The 17,617-nt window shown below is 71.0% G+C and carries 17 protein-coding genes and 2 pseudogenes; 11 read left to right on the forward strand and 8 right to left on the reverse strand.

All coding sequences use genetic code 11. The features are described from left to right. Window positions 1–94: 94 nt before the first annotated feature. Complete coding sequence (locus AB0J72_RS22920; protein ID WP_363401793.1) at window positions 95–715, reverse strand: TetR/AcrR family transcriptional regulator; 621 nt, start codon at window positions 713–715, stop codon at window positions 95–97. A gap of 111 nt (window positions 716–826) precedes the next feature. On the opposite strand from AB0J72_RS22920, the gene AB0J72_RS22925 reads away from it, so the two are divergent. The 9 genes and pseudogenes from AB0J72_RS22925 (at window position 827) to AB0J72_RS22965 (ending at window position 9,382) form a co-directional block, all read left to right on the forward strand. Then, entirely contained in the window at window positions 827–2,194 is a 1,368-nt protein-coding gene (locus AB0J72_RS22925) for a M20/M25/M40 family metallo-hydrolase (protein WP_363401796.1), read from the forward strand. Beyond that, window positions 2,191–4,002 carry a prolyl oligopeptidase family serine peptidase gene (locus AB0J72_RS22930; RefSeq protein ID WP_363401798.1) on the forward strand — a complete coding sequence of 604 codons (1,812 nt, stop codon included), beginning with the start codon at window positions 2,191–2,193 and terminating at the stop codon, window positions 4,000–4,002. The genes AB0J72_RS22925 and AB0J72_RS22930 overlap by 4 nt, the downstream gene beginning before the upstream one ends. A 157-nt stretch (window positions 4,003–4,159) precedes the next feature. Further along, window positions 4,160–4,897 (forward strand): annotated as a pseudogene (locus tag AB0J72_RS22935) (beta-phosphoglucomutase family hydrolase); the annotation flags it as partial. Window positions 4,898–4,993: 96 nt separating this feature from the next. Beyond that, a complete protein-coding gene (locus AB0J72_RS22940) occupies window positions 4,994–7,336 on the forward strand; it encodes a glycosyl hydrolase family 65 protein (protein ID WP_363401973.1) in 2,343 nt (780 codons plus the stop codon). An 87-nt stretch (window positions 7,337–7,423) separates the two neighbouring features. Further along, on the forward strand, window positions 7,424–7,591 hold the full coding sequence (locus tag AB0J72_RS22945; RefSeq protein WP_363401800.1) for a hypothetical protein: 168 nt from the start codon (window positions 7,424–7,426) through the stop codon (window positions 7,589–7,591). 27 nt (window positions 7,592–7,618) lie between these two features. After that, window positions 7,619–7,948 carry a metalloregulator ArsR/SmtB family transcription factor gene (locus AB0J72_RS22950; RefSeq protein ID WP_363401802.1) on the forward strand — a complete coding sequence of 110 codons (330 nt, stop codon included), beginning with the start codon at window positions 7,619–7,621 and terminating at the stop codon, window positions 7,946–7,948. Next, entirely contained in the window at window positions 7,948–8,646 is a 699-nt protein-coding gene (locus AB0J72_RS22955; protein WP_363401804.1) for a cation transporter, read from the forward strand. Before AB0J72_RS22950 ends, AB0J72_RS22955 begins: the two co-directional genes overlap by 1 nt. Beyond that, window positions 8,637–9,254: an isoprenylcysteine carboxylmethyltransferase family protein gene (locus AB0J72_RS22960; protein WP_363401975.1), complete on the forward strand. Its 618-nt coding sequence runs from the start codon at window positions 8,637–8,639 to the stop codon at window positions 9,252–9,254. The genes AB0J72_RS22955 and AB0J72_RS22960 overlap by 10 nt, the downstream gene beginning before the upstream one ends. Then, the gene (locus AB0J72_RS22965) at window positions 9,251–9,382 is read left to right on the forward strand and encodes a hypothetical protein (RefSeq protein WP_363401806.1); all 132 of its coding nucleotides are present in this window, start codon (window positions 9,251–9,253) and stop codon (window positions 9,380–9,382) included. The genes AB0J72_RS22960 and AB0J72_RS22965 overlap by 4 nt, the downstream gene beginning before the upstream one ends. Window positions 9,383–9,386: 4 nt before the next feature. On the opposite strand, the gene AB0J72_RS22970 is transcribed toward AB0J72_RS22965, so the two are convergent. From AB0J72_RS22970 to AB0J72_RS22980, 3 genes are all read right to left on the reverse strand, one after another. Then, window positions 9,387–10,028, reverse strand: coding sequence for a DUF305 domain-containing protein (locus tag AB0J72_RS22970; RefSeq protein WP_363401808.1), 642 nt, complete (start codon window positions 10,026–10,028; stop codon window positions 9,387–9,389). A 195-nt stretch (window positions 10,029–10,223) separates the two neighbouring features. Continuing rightward, window positions 10,224–11,606, reverse strand: coding sequence for a hypothetical protein (locus AB0J72_RS22975; RefSeq protein WP_363401810.1), 1,383 nt, complete (start codon window positions 11,604–11,606; stop codon window positions 10,224–10,226). 54 nt (window positions 11,607–11,660) lie between these two features. Beyond that, on the reverse strand, window positions 11,661–12,056 hold the full coding sequence (locus AB0J72_RS22980) for an STAS domain-containing protein (RefSeq protein WP_363401812.1): 396 nt from the start codon (window positions 12,054–12,056) through the stop codon (window positions 11,661–11,663). On the opposite strand from AB0J72_RS22980, the gene AB0J72_RS22985 reads away from it, so the two are divergent. Next, window positions 12,055–12,348 carry a DUF4235 domain-containing protein gene (locus tag AB0J72_RS22985; RefSeq protein ID WP_363401814.1) on the forward strand — a complete coding sequence of 98 codons (294 nt, stop codon included), beginning with the start codon at window positions 12,055–12,057 and terminating at the stop codon, window positions 12,346–12,348. The two genes, AB0J72_RS22980 and AB0J72_RS22985, sit on opposite strands and share 2 nt — an antisense overlap. A gap of 49 nt (window positions 12,349–12,397) precedes the next feature. Here the strand turns inward: AB0J72_RS22985 and AB0J72_RS22990 are convergent, their stop codons facing one another. Continuing rightward, entirely contained in the window at window positions 12,398–12,733 is a 336-nt protein-coding gene (locus AB0J72_RS22990) for an STAS domain-containing protein (RefSeq protein WP_363401815.1), read from the reverse strand. Window positions 12,734–12,850: 117 nt separating this feature from the next. Here AB0J72_RS22990 and AB0J72_RS22995 point away from each other — a divergent pair. Then, window positions 12,851–13,000, forward strand: a pseudogene (locus AB0J72_RS22995) (transcriptional regulator); the annotation flags it as partial. A 157-nt stretch (window positions 13,001–13,157) separates the two neighbouring features. Here AB0J72_RS22995 and AB0J72_RS23000 read toward each other — a convergent pair. The 3 genes from AB0J72_RS23000 to AB0J72_RS23010 are packed head-to-tail and all read right to left on the reverse strand — an operon-like array spanning window position 13,158 to window position 17,081. Continuing rightward, window positions 13,158–13,784, reverse strand: coding sequence for a response regulator transcription factor (locus AB0J72_RS23000; protein ID WP_363401817.1), 627 nt, complete (start codon window positions 13,782–13,784; stop codon window positions 13,158–13,160). Beyond that, window positions 13,777–14,961 carry a sensor histidine kinase gene (locus tag AB0J72_RS23005; RefSeq protein ID WP_363401819.1) on the reverse strand — a complete coding sequence of 395 codons (1,185 nt, stop codon included), beginning with the start codon at window positions 14,959–14,961 and terminating at the stop codon, window positions 13,777–13,779. The genes AB0J72_RS23000 and AB0J72_RS23005 overlap by 8 nt, the downstream gene beginning before the upstream one ends. 8 nt (window positions 14,962–14,969) lie before the next feature. Continuing rightward, entirely contained in the window at window positions 14,970–17,081 is a 2,112-nt protein-coding gene (locus AB0J72_RS23010; RefSeq protein ID WP_363401821.1) for an MMPL family transporter, read from the reverse strand. Between the last annotated feature and the right edge of the window lie 536 nt (window positions 17,082–17,617).

Here is a 17,617-nt window from a genome sequence, read left to right on the forward strand (position 1 = left end):
GAGCCGGAACGACGCTGCCGCGACGACCGCCCCGATCGGGCCGACGCGCGACCAGCCGCGTGGAGCCCCGATACACGGGCGCTGGTCTCATGTCTCAGGTCGAGGTTTGCAGGACCTGGCGGATCTGTCGCCGGAGAAGGTCCGAGGTCGTTCGCGTCCAGCGTTCGCGAACTCGCACCCGGCGGTGGAAGTCGGCGTCGGCGATGGCACTGAGCGACCGGGCGAGCGCCTCGATGTCGGTGTCGGGGCGCAGCAGGCCGGCTGTGATCAGGCGCCGCAGACGTTCGGCCAGGATGCTTTCGAAGCGATCGCTGATCTGCTGGTAGGACGTGCGCACCTCGGCCGACGCGGTGAACGACGCCGCGATCAGCTGCCGCCACAGCTGAGGCGGTCCGAACGACTCGTCGATGCGGTTGTACCCCTCGACGAACCGGGCCATCGCGGTGGCCGCGTCGTCACCCGCCCGCAACGTGATCTTCGCAAGGCGGACCTCGACGTCGGACCACTCATGCTCGAACAGCGCGACGAGAAGGTCGTTCTTGGAGACGAAGTAGTTGTAGATCGTGGCGGGGGAGACCACGGCGCGCCCGGCGATCTCCTCGATCGTCGTCATGTCGACCCCGCGCTCCTCGAACAGCTGACGCGCCGCATCCAGCACGGCGAGTCGGCGCAACTGCTTCTGCCTCTCGCGCAGGCCAGCTTCTTCCATGTCCATCCTGTCGAATCGAAACGAACTCGCGGCCGAGCGAATCCCTCGGTCGGAGCGGAACATTGACTGTAGTGAAGGAGAGATTTAGAGTCCACTCCACGACTCGACCGTGGAGGTGTGCAGGCGGTGACCGTTCTCCAGAGCGTGCTCGTCGACCTCGACCAACGTCGCGACGCCCATCTTGACGAGCTCGACCGGTACGTCTCGATTCCTTCGGTCAGCGCCGAGGACCGGGGCGTGCGTGAAGCGGCCGATCACATCCGCGGTCGCGCGGCGGCCTGGGGCCTCGAGACGATGCTGCTGGAGACCGGCGGCCAGCCCGCAGTGCTGCTGCGCGGGCCGCAGGTCGACGACGCGCCCCGCGTGCTGATCTACGGTCACTACGACGTGCAGCCCGCGGGCAGCGCCGACGACTGGCTGTTCGAACCGTTCAGGACGACGGTGCACGGCGGTCGCATCTACGGTCGCGGCACCGCCGACAACAAAGGTCAGCATCTCGCCCACCTCCTGGCCATCGAGTCATGGATCCGTCTTCATGGCGAGCCGCCCTGCAACGTCACCCTGCTGCTTGACGGCGAGGAGGAGGTCGGCAGCCCGAACCTCGCCGAGCTGGTCCGCCGCAACGCGGAGCTCCTTGCCTGCGATCTCGTCGTCTGGAGCGACGGCCCGGTGCACGAGAGCGGACGCGCGACGATGAACTTCGGGGTGCGCGGAATCGTCCAGTTCGAGCTGATCGCACGGGGTGCGGCCATCGACCTGCACTCGGGGAACTGGGGCGGGGTCGGACCGAATCCCGCCTGGGAGCTGGTGCACCTGCTCGGGTCGATGAAGAACGACCGTGGGCTGGTCACGATCGACGGCTTCACCGACGACGTGACACCCCTCAGCGCCGCCGAGGCACGCGCGCTCGAAGCCCTGCCCGTCGATGACGAACAGCTTGCCGCCCTCGGCATCGGGCGCTGGGACGAACCCGCCGAGCGGCCGTTCTACGACCGTCTCGCGGCACATCCGACCCTCACGATCAGCCGGTTCGAGACCGGTGCCTCGGGCGGGGACCGCGCGGTGATCCCGGCCATGGCGCGAGCCGTCTGCGACGTCCGGCTGGTCGATGCGATGACGGTCGACACCACGTACGAGCGCATCGCCGCTCACGTGCGGCGCCACGCCCCCGATGTTCGTTGCACGCTGCGCGCGGCGATGGAGCCGTCCCGCACGGACCTCGACTCAGCGTTCGTCGAACCGATCCGACGGGCATTGCGGCTCGTGCACGGTGAGGATCCGTACCTCGTGCCGGCCATGGGCGGCAGCCTTCCGGACTACGTGTTCACGAAGATCCTCGGCGTGCCGTCGATCGGCGTGCCGTTCGCCAACGCCGACGAGGCCAACCACGCTCCCAACGAGAACATCGAGCTGCATCGGTACCTGTCGGCGCCGAAGATCGCCGCGGCGCTGCTGTCCGAGCTGTCGAGGGTCAGGGTCCGATGACCGGCGACTGGCGGCAGGGGTTCCTCGCGCCTCGCCTCAGGTGGGTACAGGTGGCGAAGGCCGAGCGGTCGCGGGGCCTTGCGGCGCTGCAGGACGAGCGTGGGCTCGAGCTCGCGGCGTGCGACTTCACCACCGGGGAGGTCCGCCGAATCGGCGTGCCGACCGACGGGTTCATCGACTCGGCGTGGATCGCCGCCGACGCGACCTCCGCGTTCTTCCTCGCCGACGAGGGTGGCAACGAGCTCGGGCACGTCCATCGCGTGCTGCTCGACGACCCGAGCGTGATCGAGGACATGACGCCGGGCCTGCCCGACTACGCGCTGCGCGGTGCGGACGTGAGCGCGGACGGCGAAACGCTCGTGCTCGACATCGTCACCGACGAGGGCTACGACCTGGTCTGTCTCCCCGCCCGTGGCACGCCTGCGACCTCGCCCCGGCGCCTCGTCCGCACGGTGCACGAGGCGTGGAACTGCCGGATCTCGGCCGACGGCACGGTCGCCACGCTCGACACCACCGACCATGCGCCCGGCACCCGGCGTTTCGCCGTCACCGCGTACGACACCGCGACCGGCGCTGTCGTCGGACGCCTCGTGCTCCCGTCGCCCGGCGCGGCCACCGCCGTCTGCTGCTCGCCGCACCCGGGCGATCAGCGGGTGCTTGTCGCGACGCAGCGAGCCGGCGACCGGTCGGGCGTCCTCGTCTGGGACCCCGTCGGCGACACCACCGTCGAGCTCCTCAAGGAGACCACGGCGACGGTGGTCCCGCTCGACTGGTCACCGGACGGGCGCCACGTGCTGCTCTGCCTCGAGCTGCTCGCCGCGCAATGGCTCGAGCGTGTCGACGTCCTGACCGGCGAACGGGAGCGACTCGACCTCCCGGCCGGCAGTTTCCGCTCGCCATACCTGCGCATGTCGCAGTTCGGCCCGGGCGGCACGGTGCTCGCGTCGCACGAGCACGGAATGTCCCCGCTCACGCTGATCGCCTGGCACGCCCCGTCCCGGCACCGGGTGGTGCTCGGTGGAGACGGTCCGCCGGACCGCGCCGGTTTCGAGCACGTCGTGTTTCCTTCGAGCGACGGTACGCAGATCCAGGGATGGCTCGCCCGCCCGACCGGCACCGGCCCGTTCCCGGCGGTCGTGCACTGCCACGGCGGCCCGCACGTCTGCGTCGCCGACGAGTTCACACCCGCCGCCCGGGCCTGGGTCGAGCACGGCTTCGCCTTTCTCACGGTGAACTATCGCGGCTCGTCAGGGCGGGGCCGCGCGTTCGAGGAGCAGATCCACGGAGACGTCGGCCGCTGGGAGCTCGAAGACCTCGCCGCCGCGCACAGGTGGCTCGTCGACGAGGGAATCTCGGCCGCCGGTCAGATCCTCATCAACGGCGAGTCCTACGGCGGGTTCCTCGTGCTCTATGCGCTCGGACGGCAACCGGAGCTGTGGGCCGTAGGTATCGGGGAGGTCGTCCTCGCCGACTGGGAGCTGACCCACCACGACAGTCCGCTGGCGATGCGGCGCCTCGACGAGATGCTCTTCGGTGGGCCGCCCGAGACCCACGGCGACCTGTACCGTGAGCGTTCCCCGCTCACGTACGTCGACGAGGTCCGCGCACCGATCCTGTTGTGGCAGGGCAGCAACGACACCCGCACGCCTCCGGGACAGGTCGTCGCGTACGCCGAACGGCTCGCCGCTCGCAACCACCCGTTCGAGCTGCACTGGTTCGAAGGCGGCCACGGGTTCGGCGACGAGGGCGGGCACCTCGCGCACCTCGAACGAGCGATCGCCTTCGCCCGGACCGCCGTCGGCGGCTGAGCGAGAAGCCGGGTCAGCGGCCGTCAACCGGGCGGGGATCCAAGCGCTGACAGCAACACGTCCAAAAGACCGATGCGACTCAGGCCCGTGTCAGGAGCGGCGACGTGCCTACCATGGAGGCGATCGCCGCGGAGCGGATAGCAACGGGAAGATCGTCATGTCGTATGCAGTCACCCACACCGACTTCGACGCAGTGCTGTTCGATCTCGACGGGGTCCTGACCGCAACCCGTCCGGTGCACGCATCGGCCTGGAAGCGCATGTCCGAGGAGTTCCTGGGCGCGTGGGACGCCGAGCACGGCACTCATACCGCGGGGTTCGACGAACGGACCGACTACGCCACGTACGTCGACAGCAAGCCTGGCCAGGACGGTGTACGCGACTTCCTGGCCTCTCGCGGCATTGAACTTCCGGAGGGCTCACCCGACGCCCGGCCCGGGGCGGAGTCTGTGTGGGGCCTGGGCAACCGACAGCAGTTGCTGGTCGAGGACGAACTCGAGCGGACCGGTGTCGAGGTGTTCCCGGGGTCGGTCGCTTGGCTCAGGGAACTGCGCGAGGCGGGGCTGCGCACCGCGGTCGTGTCGACCAGCCGCAACTGCGCCTCGATCCTGCAGCACGCGGGCATCACCAACCTGTTCGACACCCGGGTGGACGGTGTGACGGCACAGGAGCTTCGGTTGTCGGCCAAGCCGGCGCCCGACGCGTTCCTGGAAGCTGCCCGCCGGCTCGGCGTCCCGCCCGGCCGTGCGGTGGTCGTCGAGGACACCGTCACGGGGGTGCAGGCCGGCCGGGCCGGCGCGTTCGGACTGGTCGTGGGGGTCAACCGGGATGGGCGTGCGGAGGAACTGGCTGCCCGCGGAGCCGACCTCGTCGTCGCCGACCTCGGCCAGCTGCTGGCCGCGTCCACCGAGGAAGTCCACCGGGCCGGCCCGAGAGACCACCGGCTCCTGGCCGCGGCCGAGCGGATCATCGCGGAGACCGGTGACCATACGGTGGACCCCTGGCGGCTTCGCGAACGCGCCTACAACCCCGGATACGTCGGGCAGACCGAAACGCTGTTCGCGGTGTCCAACGGCTATCTGGGAATCCGGGCGTCCTTCGAGGAGGGGGAGCCGTCGTACCGGCCAGGGACCCTGCTCAACGGGTTTCACGAGACCTGGCCCATCGTGTATCCGGAACAAGCCCACGGGTTCGCCACCACCGGCCAGACCATCGTGCGGGTGCCGGACGGCACCGCGATCCGGCTGTTCGTCGACGACGACCCGGTGACCTGTGAGACGACGGAGGTTCGCCAGTTCGACCGCGCCCTCGACATGCGGCGGGGCGTCCTGGACCGCTCGGTGGTCTACCAGTTGGCGGACGGCCGGCGGTTCCGGGTGGACACCAGGAGGTTCGCGTCCCTGGCCCAGCGGCACCTGGCGTGCCTTCGCTACGAGGTGACGGCGCTCGACGCTCCTGGAAGTGTGGTGATCTCGTCGGAACTGCTCACCCCGCGGGCGGCCGAGGGGCCGGCGCTCGACCCGCGACAGAGCCGGGCACTCACCGAAGGGACTCTGGAACCCGGCCTCGAACGTGCCGAGAACGTCCGGGTGATCCGCACCTGGCGCGCGGCGCGCAGCGGGTTGGTGGTCGCCGTCGGGATGGACCACGAGTTCGACGAGCAGTTCGTCACACACGTCCGTACCAAGCTCGACGGCCACCGCGCCGACGTCGCCTTCCAGGCCGATGTGCAGCCTGGGCAGACCGTCACGCTCACCAAGTGGCTGGCCTACCACCACGGCGCCGAGGATGCGGCGGACCTGGCCGACCGTGCTGGGGTGACGTTGCTCCGAGCCCGCGGCATCGGCTATTCGGCCGCGCTCGCGGACCACGAGCGTGTGGTCACACAGTTCTGGCAGCGCAGCGAGGTGGTCTGGGAGGGAGCGTCCGCCGCCCAGCAGGCGCTGCATTTCAGCCTGTTCAGCATCCTGCAGGCGTCGCTGCGCAGCGAAGGGCACGGGGTGCCTGCGAAGGGTTTGACCGGCACGGGCTATGAGGGGCACTACTTCTGGGACACGGAGGCGTACGTGCTGCCGTTCCTGACGCATTCGTCCCCGAACGTCGCCCGCAGTCTGCTCATGCACCGCATCCGCATGCTGCCCGCGGCCCGCCGCCGGGCCCGTGAGGTCGGATGCGCCGGGGCGTTGTTCCCGTGGCGCACCATCAACGGCGAAGAGGCGTCGGCGTACTACGCTGCCGGAACGGCGCAGTACCACATCGATGCCGACATCGCCTATGCCCTCGACCAGTACGTCAAGGTCACCGGCGATGCCGACCTGTTGTTCAGGCACGGCGCCGAACTGCTGGTCGAGACGGCCCGCATGTGGGCCGGCCTTGGCTTCTTCTCCCAGCGGCATGGCGGTAGGTTCGTCATCCACAAGGTGACCGGGCCTGACGAGTACACCACGGTCGTCGACAACAACCTGTTCACCAACCTCATGGCGGCCGAGAACCTGACCCTGGCCGCCGAAGCGGTGGATCGCGTGCGAGTGGAGTCCCCGCCTGACTTCCGCACCCTGGTCGAACACACCGGCCTGCGCGAGGAGGAGCTGGCGACCTGGCGACGTGCGGCAGAGCGGATGTACCTTCCGTACGACGAGGCCACCGGCGTTCACCTGCAGGACGACAGCTTCCTCGATCAGGCGCCGTGGGACTTCGCCGCGACGCCGCCGGAGCGCTATCCGCTGCTGCTGCATTACCACCCGCTGGTCATCTACCGGCATCAGGTGATCAAGCAGACCGACGTCGTGCTCGCCACGGTGCTGCTGCCCGACCGCTTCACCGCGCACCAGCGACGGCAGATCTTCGACTACTACGATCCGCTCACCACCGGGGACTCCTCACTCTCCGAGTGCATCCAGGCGATCGCCGCGGCGGACGTGGGCAAGTACCGCAGCGCCGAGGAGTATCTCGTGGACGCCGCCGCGGTCGACATGGCCGACACCGCCGGCAACCTCCGCGACGGCGTCCACGTCGCGTCGGCCGGTGGCACCTGGATGGCGGTCGTGTACGGCTTCGCCAGGTACCGCTGGCGCTCACCGCGCGGCCCGGAGTTCTCCCCGATGCTGCCCACCCGGGCCCGTCGCCTGCGCTTCCCACTGCGCATCCACGGGTCGGTGCTCGATGTCGACATCGAAGAGCATCGCGTCACGTACTCCGTAAGACATGGAGATCCAGTGACCGCGCACCATTACGGCGAGGAGTTCACCGCCGTCGCCGGGTCGCCGGTGTCCTTCTCGGGTGACTACCACACCCATGATGCTGCGCCAGGCCCTGCACCGTCTGACACCGCGTGAACCGATCTGCCCGCGCTGCGGACCGGTCACGCGGCGGCCGCGGTCGACGGCCTGCGCCACCTCACCGAGGTCGACCACGTCCCGGGCGTGCACGACCTGCGCGTGCACGCCGTGACCTCGGGCCTGCCGGTGCTCACCGCGCATGTCGTCGTCCAGGACGAATGCTTTCAGGGCGGGCACGCACCGCAGCTGCTCGACGCGCTCCAGGCATGCGTGGCCGGCACTTCGACGTCACGGCAGTACATCATTCGCTGAATTCACAATTTGGTGTACTGTGACCGCATGGATACGTTGACGCACGGGCAGGTGCTGGCCCGGTTCGGCCACGCGCTGTCCGACCCGGTGAGGGCCCGGCTGCTGCTCGCGCTGCGCGACGGCCCCGGATACCCGGCCGAGCTCGCCGACCTGCTCGGGACCAGCCGGCAGAACCTGTCGAACCACCTGGCGTGCCTGCGCGGCTGCGGCCTCGTGGTCACCGTGCCGGAGGGGCGACGCACCCGGTACGAGCTGGCCGACGCCCGCCTCGCGCACGCCCTCGGTGACCTGCTGGGCCTGGTCCTCGCCGTCGACCCGGCGGCCTGCCCGGCAGCGGCGGAAGACGGGTGCTGCTGATGGCCGCCCTGCCGCTGCTCCCGATCGGCCGCGGCGGCCCCACGGCGGCCAGGCGCGCGGTGCTCGTCCGGCGGGTCAAGATGTTCGTCGCGGCCACCATCACGTACAACGTCATCGAGGCGGTCATCGCGGTCACCGCCGGAACCACGGCGTCGTCGACCGCTCTGATCGGCTTCGGTCTCGACTCCGTGATCGAGGTGTCCTCCGCCGCCGCCGTGGCGTGGCAGTTCTCCGGCACCGACCACGAACGCAAGGAACGCACCGCACTGCGGATCATCGCCGTGTCGTTCTACGCCCTCGCCGCCTACGTCACCGTCGAATCGGTGCGCGCACTGATCGGCGGCGACCGCGCGGAGCACTCCACGGTCGGGCTCCTCCTGGCGGCGGTGTCCCTGGCGGTGATGCCGCTGCTGTCCGCCGCCCAGCGCAGGGCCGGTCGGGAGCTCGGTTCAGCTTCGGCGGTGGCCGACTCGAAGCAGACGCTGTTGTGCACCTACCTGTCGGCGGTGCTGCTGGTCGGTCTGGCGGTCAACTCGCTGTTCGGCTGGTGGTGGGCCGACCCCCTCGCGGCGCTCGTCATCGCCGCCGTCGCCGTCAAGGAGGGCCGCGAGGCGTGGCGTGGCGACGCCTGCTGCGCCCCAGCCGCTGCCCTGCGCCCCGCCCCGGAGCAGCCGTGCACCGACCGGTGCTGCCAGTGACCGCCGTTGCCGCGCTCGCGCTGTACATCGCCGGGCTCGGGCTGGCGTTCGGGTGGCGCAGCGTCGTGCAGTGGCGCCGCACCGGCGACACGGGTCCGCGGCTCGACGCCGGCCCGCCCGGGTCGGTCGGCTGGTGGGCGAAGCTCCTCTTCGTCGCCGCGCTCGCTCTCGGCCTGGCCGGCCCGTCCGCGGCGCTCGCCGGGCTGCCGCCGGTCTCCGCCCTCGACCACACCGCCGTGCGGTGGGCCGGCGCGGTGCTCGCCGTCGCCGGGGTGGTCGCCACGCTCGCCGCCCAGCTGCACATGGGAGCCTCCTGGCGCGTCGGCGTGGATCCGGGAGAGCGCACCGCGCTGGTCACCGGAGGCGCGTTCACCCTCGCCCGCAACCCGATCTTCACCGCGATGACCGCGACCACGTTCGGCCTGGCCCTGCTGGTGCCCAACGTCGTCTCGCTCGCCGCCGCCGTCGTCCTGCTCGGGTCGGTGCAGCTGCAGGTGCGTGCGGTGGAGGAGCCGTACCTGCTGCGCGTGCACGGCGCCACGTACGCGGCATACGCGGCCCGCGTCGGACGGTTCCTGCCCGGCGTCGGACGGCGGGTCGACCCGTGACACGACAGGGTCACCGGCTCGGGTCGCTGACGGTGTCCGCCGTGCTGGCCGCCGCCACCGTGGACGTGCTGCGCGACCTGCCGTGGGCGCCGGTCACGTGGTCCGACATCTCCGAACCGACCGCCTGACCGGCTACGACAAGGGCTTGCCGCCGAGCTTCGTCAGGATGTCCCGCAGCAGTTCGATGTCGGACTGCTGCGACCGAAGGATCTTGCCCGCGGTCTCACGGACGTGACCCTCCGCCGCCTGTACCGCGGCGATCTCGGACATGTGGATGCCGCCGAGGTGGTGGCGCAGCATCAGCTGGCACCACAGGATGTCGAAGTCCTTGCCGGTCGCCTGTTTCAGTGAGGTGAGGTCCTCGGGTGACGCCATGCCGGGCATCCGCCCGTCGGGCAGCAGCGCCCTGGAACCGCCGGGCATCCAGGCCATCGGCGGCCTGGTGCCGGTCGGCAGGAGGTCCCACTGCACGAGCCAGGTCTGCATGGCGCCGATTTGCCATTGCTGCGTCGCGGCCATGTCGTACCCGACGGTGCGGACCACGGCGCTGTCGGCCCTGCGGAACGCGATCATCGACATCTCGACCGCCTGGCCGTGGTGCAGACTCATGTCCCGGGCGTATCCGGCGTCGACGGACTCGTCACTTGGTGCGCGCAGGATCGGCACCAGCACCCCGACGGCGACCCCGACGCTGAGCAGCAGCACCGCGGCGGCGATGCCGGCGAACCAGCGGACCCGTCCTGGCAGTTGCGTGAAGTTCACGGGTTCGTGCACCGATCTGTGGTGGGGACCGTGGACGACCAGCGTGCCACGACGACGATTCCCGCGCGCACGCCACCCGGCGGAATCTCGGGCGCCGGTCAGATCCTCATCAACGGCGAGTCGGCGACGAAGGCAGTCACCTCGCGCACCTCGGACGAGCGATCGCCTTCGCCCGGATCGCCGTCGGCGGCTGAGCGGGAAGCCGGGTCAGCGGCCCGTCAACCGGGCGGGGATCCGGTCGCGGGCGAACACCTCAGCCGGGGTCTCGGCGCGGCGGATCACCTCGACGAGGTCACCGTTGACCAGCACCGTCGCGGGCCGGGGAAACGCGTTGAAGTTCGTCGTCTGCGTCTCGACGTAGGCGCCGGTGTTGAGCAGCGCGACGAGATCGCCGGGCGCGACGTCCTCCGGCACGGTGACGCCGGCGGCGATGATGTCGAACCCGCAGCTGGATCCGGTCAGGTCGGCCGGCACGCCCGGGGCCGCCGACCCGCGACCGGCGAGGACGAAGGGATAGCGGGCGTGCTCCAGCAGCACATCGGCGAGGAACTGTTCCGTCGTGTCCAGCTCCACCCACTGCCGATCGGGACGCTCGGGTGAACGCCGGACGCTGACCACCCGCGTCAGGTGGACGCCGGCCGGCCCGTAGACGGCCCGTCCGGGCTCCAGCTGGAGCGCGACGCCCGTGCTGTCGAAGCCGTGTTGCCGCATGCCGGCGCGCAGGGCCTGTGCGATGACCTGCGTGTACCGCTCCGGCGACGGCGGCTCCGGGGCGGCTCCGCGACCCGCGACTGCTTGCCCGACGGGACTGCCGCGCTCCGCGTATCCACCGCCGAGGTCGATCTCCGCCGGCCGCCAACCGCCGCAGGCGGCTGAGATCCGCGCGATCTGGCGAACATGATCGCTGACCACGCCGGACCAGGTCGACAGGCTCGTGGTGTGCCGGCCGAGGTGCACATGGGTCCCGACAAGGCGCACGCTGCCCGAGTCCACGATCGAACGCGCCGCCCGTTCGGCGTCCGCCAGGGCGAAACCTGGGCGGTACGCCGCAGCGAGCCCGGCGATGGACTCACCACGGTCGGAGAAGTCGCTCGGCCCGGCGAGCGTTTCGCCGCCCGGACGAAGCCGCAACCGCACGAGGGCCGGTCGGCTCCCGCTGCCGGTCAGTGCCAGGACCGTTTCGACCTCGCGGGGACTGTCGAGCGTGATCCGCACGCCATGCTCGATCGCCAGCCGGATCGCCGCCTCGGACTTGTTGGTGCCGTTGAGCGACACGCGGGCGGGATCGACGCCGGTCGAGAGCGCGGCCCGCAGCTCATGCTCGCCGAAGGTGTCACACCCGACGCCCTCCCCGTTGAGCACATGGCGCAGCGCCAGACAGGTGTTGGCCTTGAAGGCCGGCAGCAGCGCGGCCGGACCGTCGGGCCACGCATCCTCCAGCGCCTGCCTCCACCGCCGGGTCTCACGGCGCAGCTGCGTCTCGGACACCGCGAAGACCGGGGTGCCGAACTCCCGCGCGATCCGTCCGGCGCTCACCTCGTCGAGGAACAGCTCACCATCGCGGAACGAAAGGTGCTCATGCAGCGGCATTCCACGATGATAGTCAACTAGAATTTTAGAGTCGACTTCAAAAGCGGGCCAAACCTAGGGGGCTGCCCCGGGGTTGCCCGGCGCTGGGGTCCTGATCACGTGCAGGACCTGGTTCAGTGCCGTGATCGCGAAGATGTGGGTCAGTCGGTCGTCTGGGTCGGCGATGCTGAACCCGCACCCGAGCCGGGCGGCGGTCTTGTGCGCACGAATGACGGCAGCCAGCCCGGACGAGTCGCTGAACTCGATCCCGGCCACATCCACAGTGACCGCGCGGGCGCCGGCGTCGAACGCCTCCAGCACCGCAGCGTAGAAGTCATCGGCTGCGGCGTAGTCGAGGTGCCCGACGGCGACCAGCCGCACCTCACCGGCCGCGCCGCCGCAGTTCGTGATCGTGAGTCCGGACTGGTTCGCCGGTTGTGGGTTGGTGTGCCGGTCATCGTTCGTGTGCATGGCCCCGTCGTCCCTGCGCTCGGCGGTGAGGCGTCAGCCTAACGCCGCGGCGGCCACGCCGCACGACGACGCAATACCAGGCCGTGCTGCCGGCGCGGTGCGCTGTTTCAAGCAGGCGTGGCGGCTGGCCGGCCACGACGACGACGCACCGAACGCCGCCGACGAGGACCGGGGCTGGGGCGAGATCCTCGCCGCAGCCGCGCTGCAGGGCGCCATCTTCGCGGTCGTCAAGGCGGCGGTCGACCGGGGCGGCGCGGTCGCGGTGCGGCGCACCACCCACTGGCCGACCTGAGCCTGCGCGGCTCTGGCGCCTCCGTCGTCCCGAACGGCGCGGAGGCAGCTCACATCTGGGTGGTGCCGGGCAGTACGTCGACGATGGTGAAGACGCGGTCCAGGGCGGTCAGCCGGAAGATCCGCAGCAGCCGCTCGTGCGGGGCGAACAGCGTCAACCCGCTGCCAGCCTCCTGGTGCAGGCGCTTGTGGACGCCGACGAAGACGCTGAGGGCGGTGGAGTCCAGGAACGCCACTCCGGTCAGATCGACGGTCAGCGCCGTCACGCCGTCGTCGAGGTAGGCGTGCAGGTACTGCCGCAGCTCGGCGCTGGTGGCGACGTCGAGTTCCCCGGTGGCTGCGACCACGGTCGGTGAGCCCGGTGTGGAGGTCACGGACAGCTGCATGACGGGCTCCCAACGGGCACCGGCGGATGGCACATAGTAGCTATCGCGCCGGGCTCGGCGGGGCGGCGCCCAGCGCGATGGTCCTCAGCCAGACTGGGCGCCGCCACTGACCATCTTGTACTCCTGGAGAGCGAGCGGCTCGCCCCCTCCGAGATCCGCTGCCGCCCTCTCGCCCACGAGGTGCTCAGCGACGTGCTGCGCCGCACCCGGGGTACGCCATCGGCCCCCGTCGCCCAACTCGCGACCCGCCTGAACGTCAGCATCTAAAACACGGGGTGCGTGACGTGCTCATCGCCTGCTGTGACGGTCACGGGCGAGCGCAAGGCGCCGTGGGCGAACAGCCGACAACCTCACGACGCCCCCCGATCCGACGATCGGCGACGCTGCATGGACCGGCACGCCGCGTCGCGTACGGGGGGCTCGTTCAGGCGAGGATGCCGCGGCGGCGGGCTTCGGCCACAGCGGTGGTGCGGTTGTCGACCTGCAGCTTGGTGAACACCTGGACCAGGTGGGACTTGACGGTGGCTTCGGTGATGAACAGGGCACGGCCGATGGCCTGGTTGGACAGCCCGTCGGCGACCATGCGCAGGATCTCCGTCTCCCGGACCGTCAGCGCTTGCTGCGGTGATCGGGTGCGTTCGACCAGCCGGGTGGCCACCGAGGGGGCCAGCACGGTGTGGCCGGCGGCGGTGTCGTGCACTGCGGACAGCAGCTGGGCCGGGGTGGCGTCCTTGAGGAGGTACCCGTTGGCGCCGGCCGCGATGGCCGGCAGGATGTCGGCGTCGCGGTCGTAGGTGGTCAGGATCAGCACCCGCGGCGGGTTGGGCAGCCGGCGGATGCGTGCGGTGGCCTCAGCGCCGTCGATGCCCCCGCCCAACTGCAGGTCCATCAGCACCACGTCCGGCCGCAGGGTTCGAGCCTGGGCCACGCCGTCCTCGCCGCTGGCGGCCTCACCGACCACGCTGACAGCCGGGTCGGCGTCGAGTGCGGCGCGCAGCCCGCCGCGCACGACCGGATGGTCGTCGACGAGCAACACGCGGATCTCAGGCATCGGTTGCCTCCCTGCGAGGCACGGTGAGGTTGAGCGCCGTGCCCCGGCCGGGCGCCGAGTCGACCTCCATGCTGCCGCCGACCTCGGCGGCGCGGGCCCGGAGGCCGGCCAGTCCCAGCCCGGTACCGGTGCTGGGCCCGACCGGCAGCGCGGGGTCGAAGCCGATGCCGTCGTCGACCACGTCGAGGCTGATCGACTCGGGCAGGAAGGTCAGCGTCACGTCCACCCGCCGGGCCCGCGCGTGAGTGCGCACGTTTGCCAGCGCCTCCTGCGCACCGCGCAGCAGTGTCACCGCGACCGGGGTGGGCAGGCCTACCGGTTCACCTTCCACGTGCAGCCGGGCGCCCAGGCCGGGCTGGTCGGCCACGATGCGGCCCAGCGCCTCGGGCAGCGACCGGCCGGCCAGCTCGGCTGGGGTCAGGGCGCGTACCAGCCGGCGGGTGTCGGTCAGCGCGGCACGGGCGGCGGTGATCGCGGTGTCCAGCTGGGCGTGCAGCACCGGGAGCTGGGCGGGGTCGGTGTCGCGGGCGGTACGCAGCACCAGGACGATGCCGGTCAGGCTCTGGGTGATCGTGTCGTGGATCTCCCGGGCCAGCCGTTCACGCTCGGCCAGTACCCCGGCCCGGCGCTCGGCTGCAGCCAACTGGTCACGGGCGGCGGTCAGCTCGTCGATCAGCTCGGCGCGCCGGCGCACCTGTTCGGCCAGGTCCCGGTACACCAGGGTGATGACCACGGCGATCGCCGCGCCCACCAGCGGCCCGACCACCGCCGGCGCGTCCAGCCGGCCCCGGTCAAGCGCGATGGCCGCGATGGTGCCGACGGTCACCAACGCCACCACCGGTACCGAAGCGGCCAGCGGCAGCAGCTGGGTGTAGAGCAGGAACAGGGGGAACGCGAGCCACACGAAGCTGACCGAACCGACGGCGAGTACCGCGCAGCCGGCGGTGAGCACCACCAGCCAGCCCGCGGCCTGCCACCGCGCTCGACTCCGCCGGGCCAGCAGCATCCCGACCAGGTACCAGCCGGCGACCCCGGCCGCGCCGACGGCCAGCACCCAGTGCCGCGGCCCCGTCCGCCACGCGCCGGCCACCCCCAGAATCAGCAGGGCGGCAAACAGCACATGCTCGCTACGGCGCAGCAGATCCAGCGCCACCGGCCGTGAGCAGCCATTCGACATGATACTGATCACGTTAGCCGGGCCGTGCGCCCGACCGAAGGGGGTTCACCGTCCGGTGCGCCCGGCCGCGCGGGGACCACCGGATTCCGACCGCGCCGGCTCGGCCACCAGATCCGGTCGCCCACCAGCGCCACCACCGCGGGTACCACGATGCTGCGCACCAGCAGGGTGTCGATCAGCACGCCGAGCCCGACGATGAGTCCCAGCTGGGCCAGCGTGGTCAACGGCAGCACGCCGAGCGCGGCGAACACGCTGGCCAGCACGACCCCGGCGCTGGTGATCACGGCGCCGGTGTGGCCTATCGCCTCGATCACGCCGGTACGGGTGCCGTGGGCGGCGGCTTCCTGCCTGGTGCGGTGGGCCAGGAAGATCGTGTAGTCGATGCCCAGCGCGACCAGGAACAGGAACGCGGTCAGGGGCACGTTGACGTCCAGCGCCGGGAACCCGAACAGCCGTGTACCGACGAACGTGCCGGCCCCGATGGCGGCCACTGCCGAGGCAACGTTCACCAGGACCAGCAGCAGCGGGGCCAGCAGCGCCCTCAGGAGCAAGATGAGCAGCAGCAGCGCCACGGCCAGGATGAGCGGTGCGATACGGAGCAGGTCGTCGCGCAACGCGGCCCGAACGTCCAGGTCCTCGGCGTCTGGCCCGCCCACGAACGCGTCGGCGTCTGGTACCGCGTGCACCGCGGCGCGGAGGTCGCGAACGGTGTTGAGGCTCGCGGTGCCGCCCGGCTGCGCCGAGCCGATCACGGTCAGCTTCACCAGCCCGCTGGTGGTGCCGGACGGGCGCACCGACGTCACACCCCGCACGGTACGCGCCGCATCCGCCACCGCGTCGGCGGCCGAGGCCTTGGCGATGACGGTCAGCGGGGCCAACTCGCCGGCCGGGAAATGGCGGGCCAGCACCTCCAGCCCGGCCGCCGACTCGGACTTCACCCGGAACTGCTCCAGCTGGCTGAGCCCGACCCGGGTGCCGGCCAGCCCGCTGGCCAGCGCCGCCATCCCGAGCAGCGAGGCCACCACGACCAGCGCTGGCCGTCGCGTCACAGCGCTCGCAATCCGCCGCCACACCCGGCCCACCGCCGGTGCGGTACCCGGCCGGGGCACGAACGGCCAGAACAGCCGACGCCCGCACACCACGAGCGCCGCCGGCAGCACCAGCAGCGCGAACAGCAGCACGATCGCCAACCCGGCCGCGGCGGCCACCCCCAGCCCACGCGTGTTGGGCATGGCGGCCAGCAGCAGCGTCAGCAGCGAGGCCACCACGGTGACGTTGCTGGCCAGGATCGCCGGGCCGGTGCCGCGCACCGCCGCGGCCAGCGCCGACCGGTGTTCGCCGGCCCGGTGCAGCTCCTCGCGGTACCGGGAGATCAGCAGCAGTGCGTAGTTGGTGCCCGCGCCGAACACCAGCACGCTGATGATGCCGGCATCGAACCGCAGGTTCGCCACCGCACCCAGCTCGGCCGTCACCGCCGCCGCGACCTGGTCGGCCAGGCCCACCACGGCCAGCGGTACCAGCCACAGGACCGGTGACCGGTACGTGATGAGCAGCAGCACTGCCACGATACCGATCGTCGCCGCCAGCAGCGTGAAGTTCGCGCCGTCGAACGCCGAGGCGATGTCGGCACCGAACGCCGGCCCGCCGGTGATCTGTACCGTCAACCCGGCCGGTGCCGCCTCCCGGACGGTGGCACGCAGCCGTTCGATCGTCTGGGCGACCTGGGCGTTCGGCCGGTCAGCGTCGACCATCACGTTGACCGCCGCAGCCTCGCCGTCGCCGGACACGATCGGCGGCGAGGGCTGCTGATGCATCTGCTGCCCCAGCCGCTGCCCGATGTCGCGGACCGCGGCCAGATCATCGCTGCTCAGCCGGGTGCCGTCGGGACGGGTGAAGACCGCCACCACCGGCGCCAGCTCGTGGTGCGGGAATCGTTCCGCCAACTGCCGCACCCGCGCGGACTCCGACCCGGTCGGCAAACTGTCGGCCGCTCCCGGAGCCTCCGCACCCCGCAGCGCTCCCGTCACGCCGGCCGCGACCACCAGGCCCGCGACCAGTACCAACCATGCGCCCTTCCGGCCGGTCACCAGCCGTGCCAGCCGATCCCACACGCCCGCCATCACGCCCCACCCTCGATTCGCAGTCGGCACAGCAACTGCCTTCGACGCTAAAAGCGCGGGCCAGCCGGTACATGGCGCGAAGGTGGGCGGTTGGAACCCAACGAAAGTTGGAGACCCGATGGCGCCGGCTACGGCACCAGCCGCAGCGTCCAAGACCTCCACCTGCGGAACGCCTCAGCGCGTATCACCGGACGGTGACGATGACCGACTCGGCTTCGCTGGAGACTTGGGTGCGGGCGCTGATGGTGGCCAGGCCGGTGGTGCCGCGCCGAGTCACCTCCCGATGCTGGCCAGCACCAGGGCCCCAGCACCGGTGCTCATGTTGGGCGCGTTGCCCGCCGTCACCGTGACACTGCCGTAATGCCAGCCTTCACAGAACAGCTACGCGTTGTCGAGCGGCGTGGGGTCGTCACCGGGTACCACGCGCTTGGCTGAACACGGCCCCATTCACCACATCACGCCCAAAGTGGGCGAGTCGACACCACTTCCGTGGACGTGACCGTGTCGGTCACGCCAGTAGCCGACGAACGACGACG

Origin of the sequence: Dactylosporangium sp. NPDC049742 (genome assembly GCF_040674675.1) — a bacterium.
Classification (GTDB): domain Bacteria; phylum Actinomycetota; class Actinomycetes; order Mycobacteriales; family Micromonosporaceae; genus Dactylosporangium; species Dactylosporangium maewongense.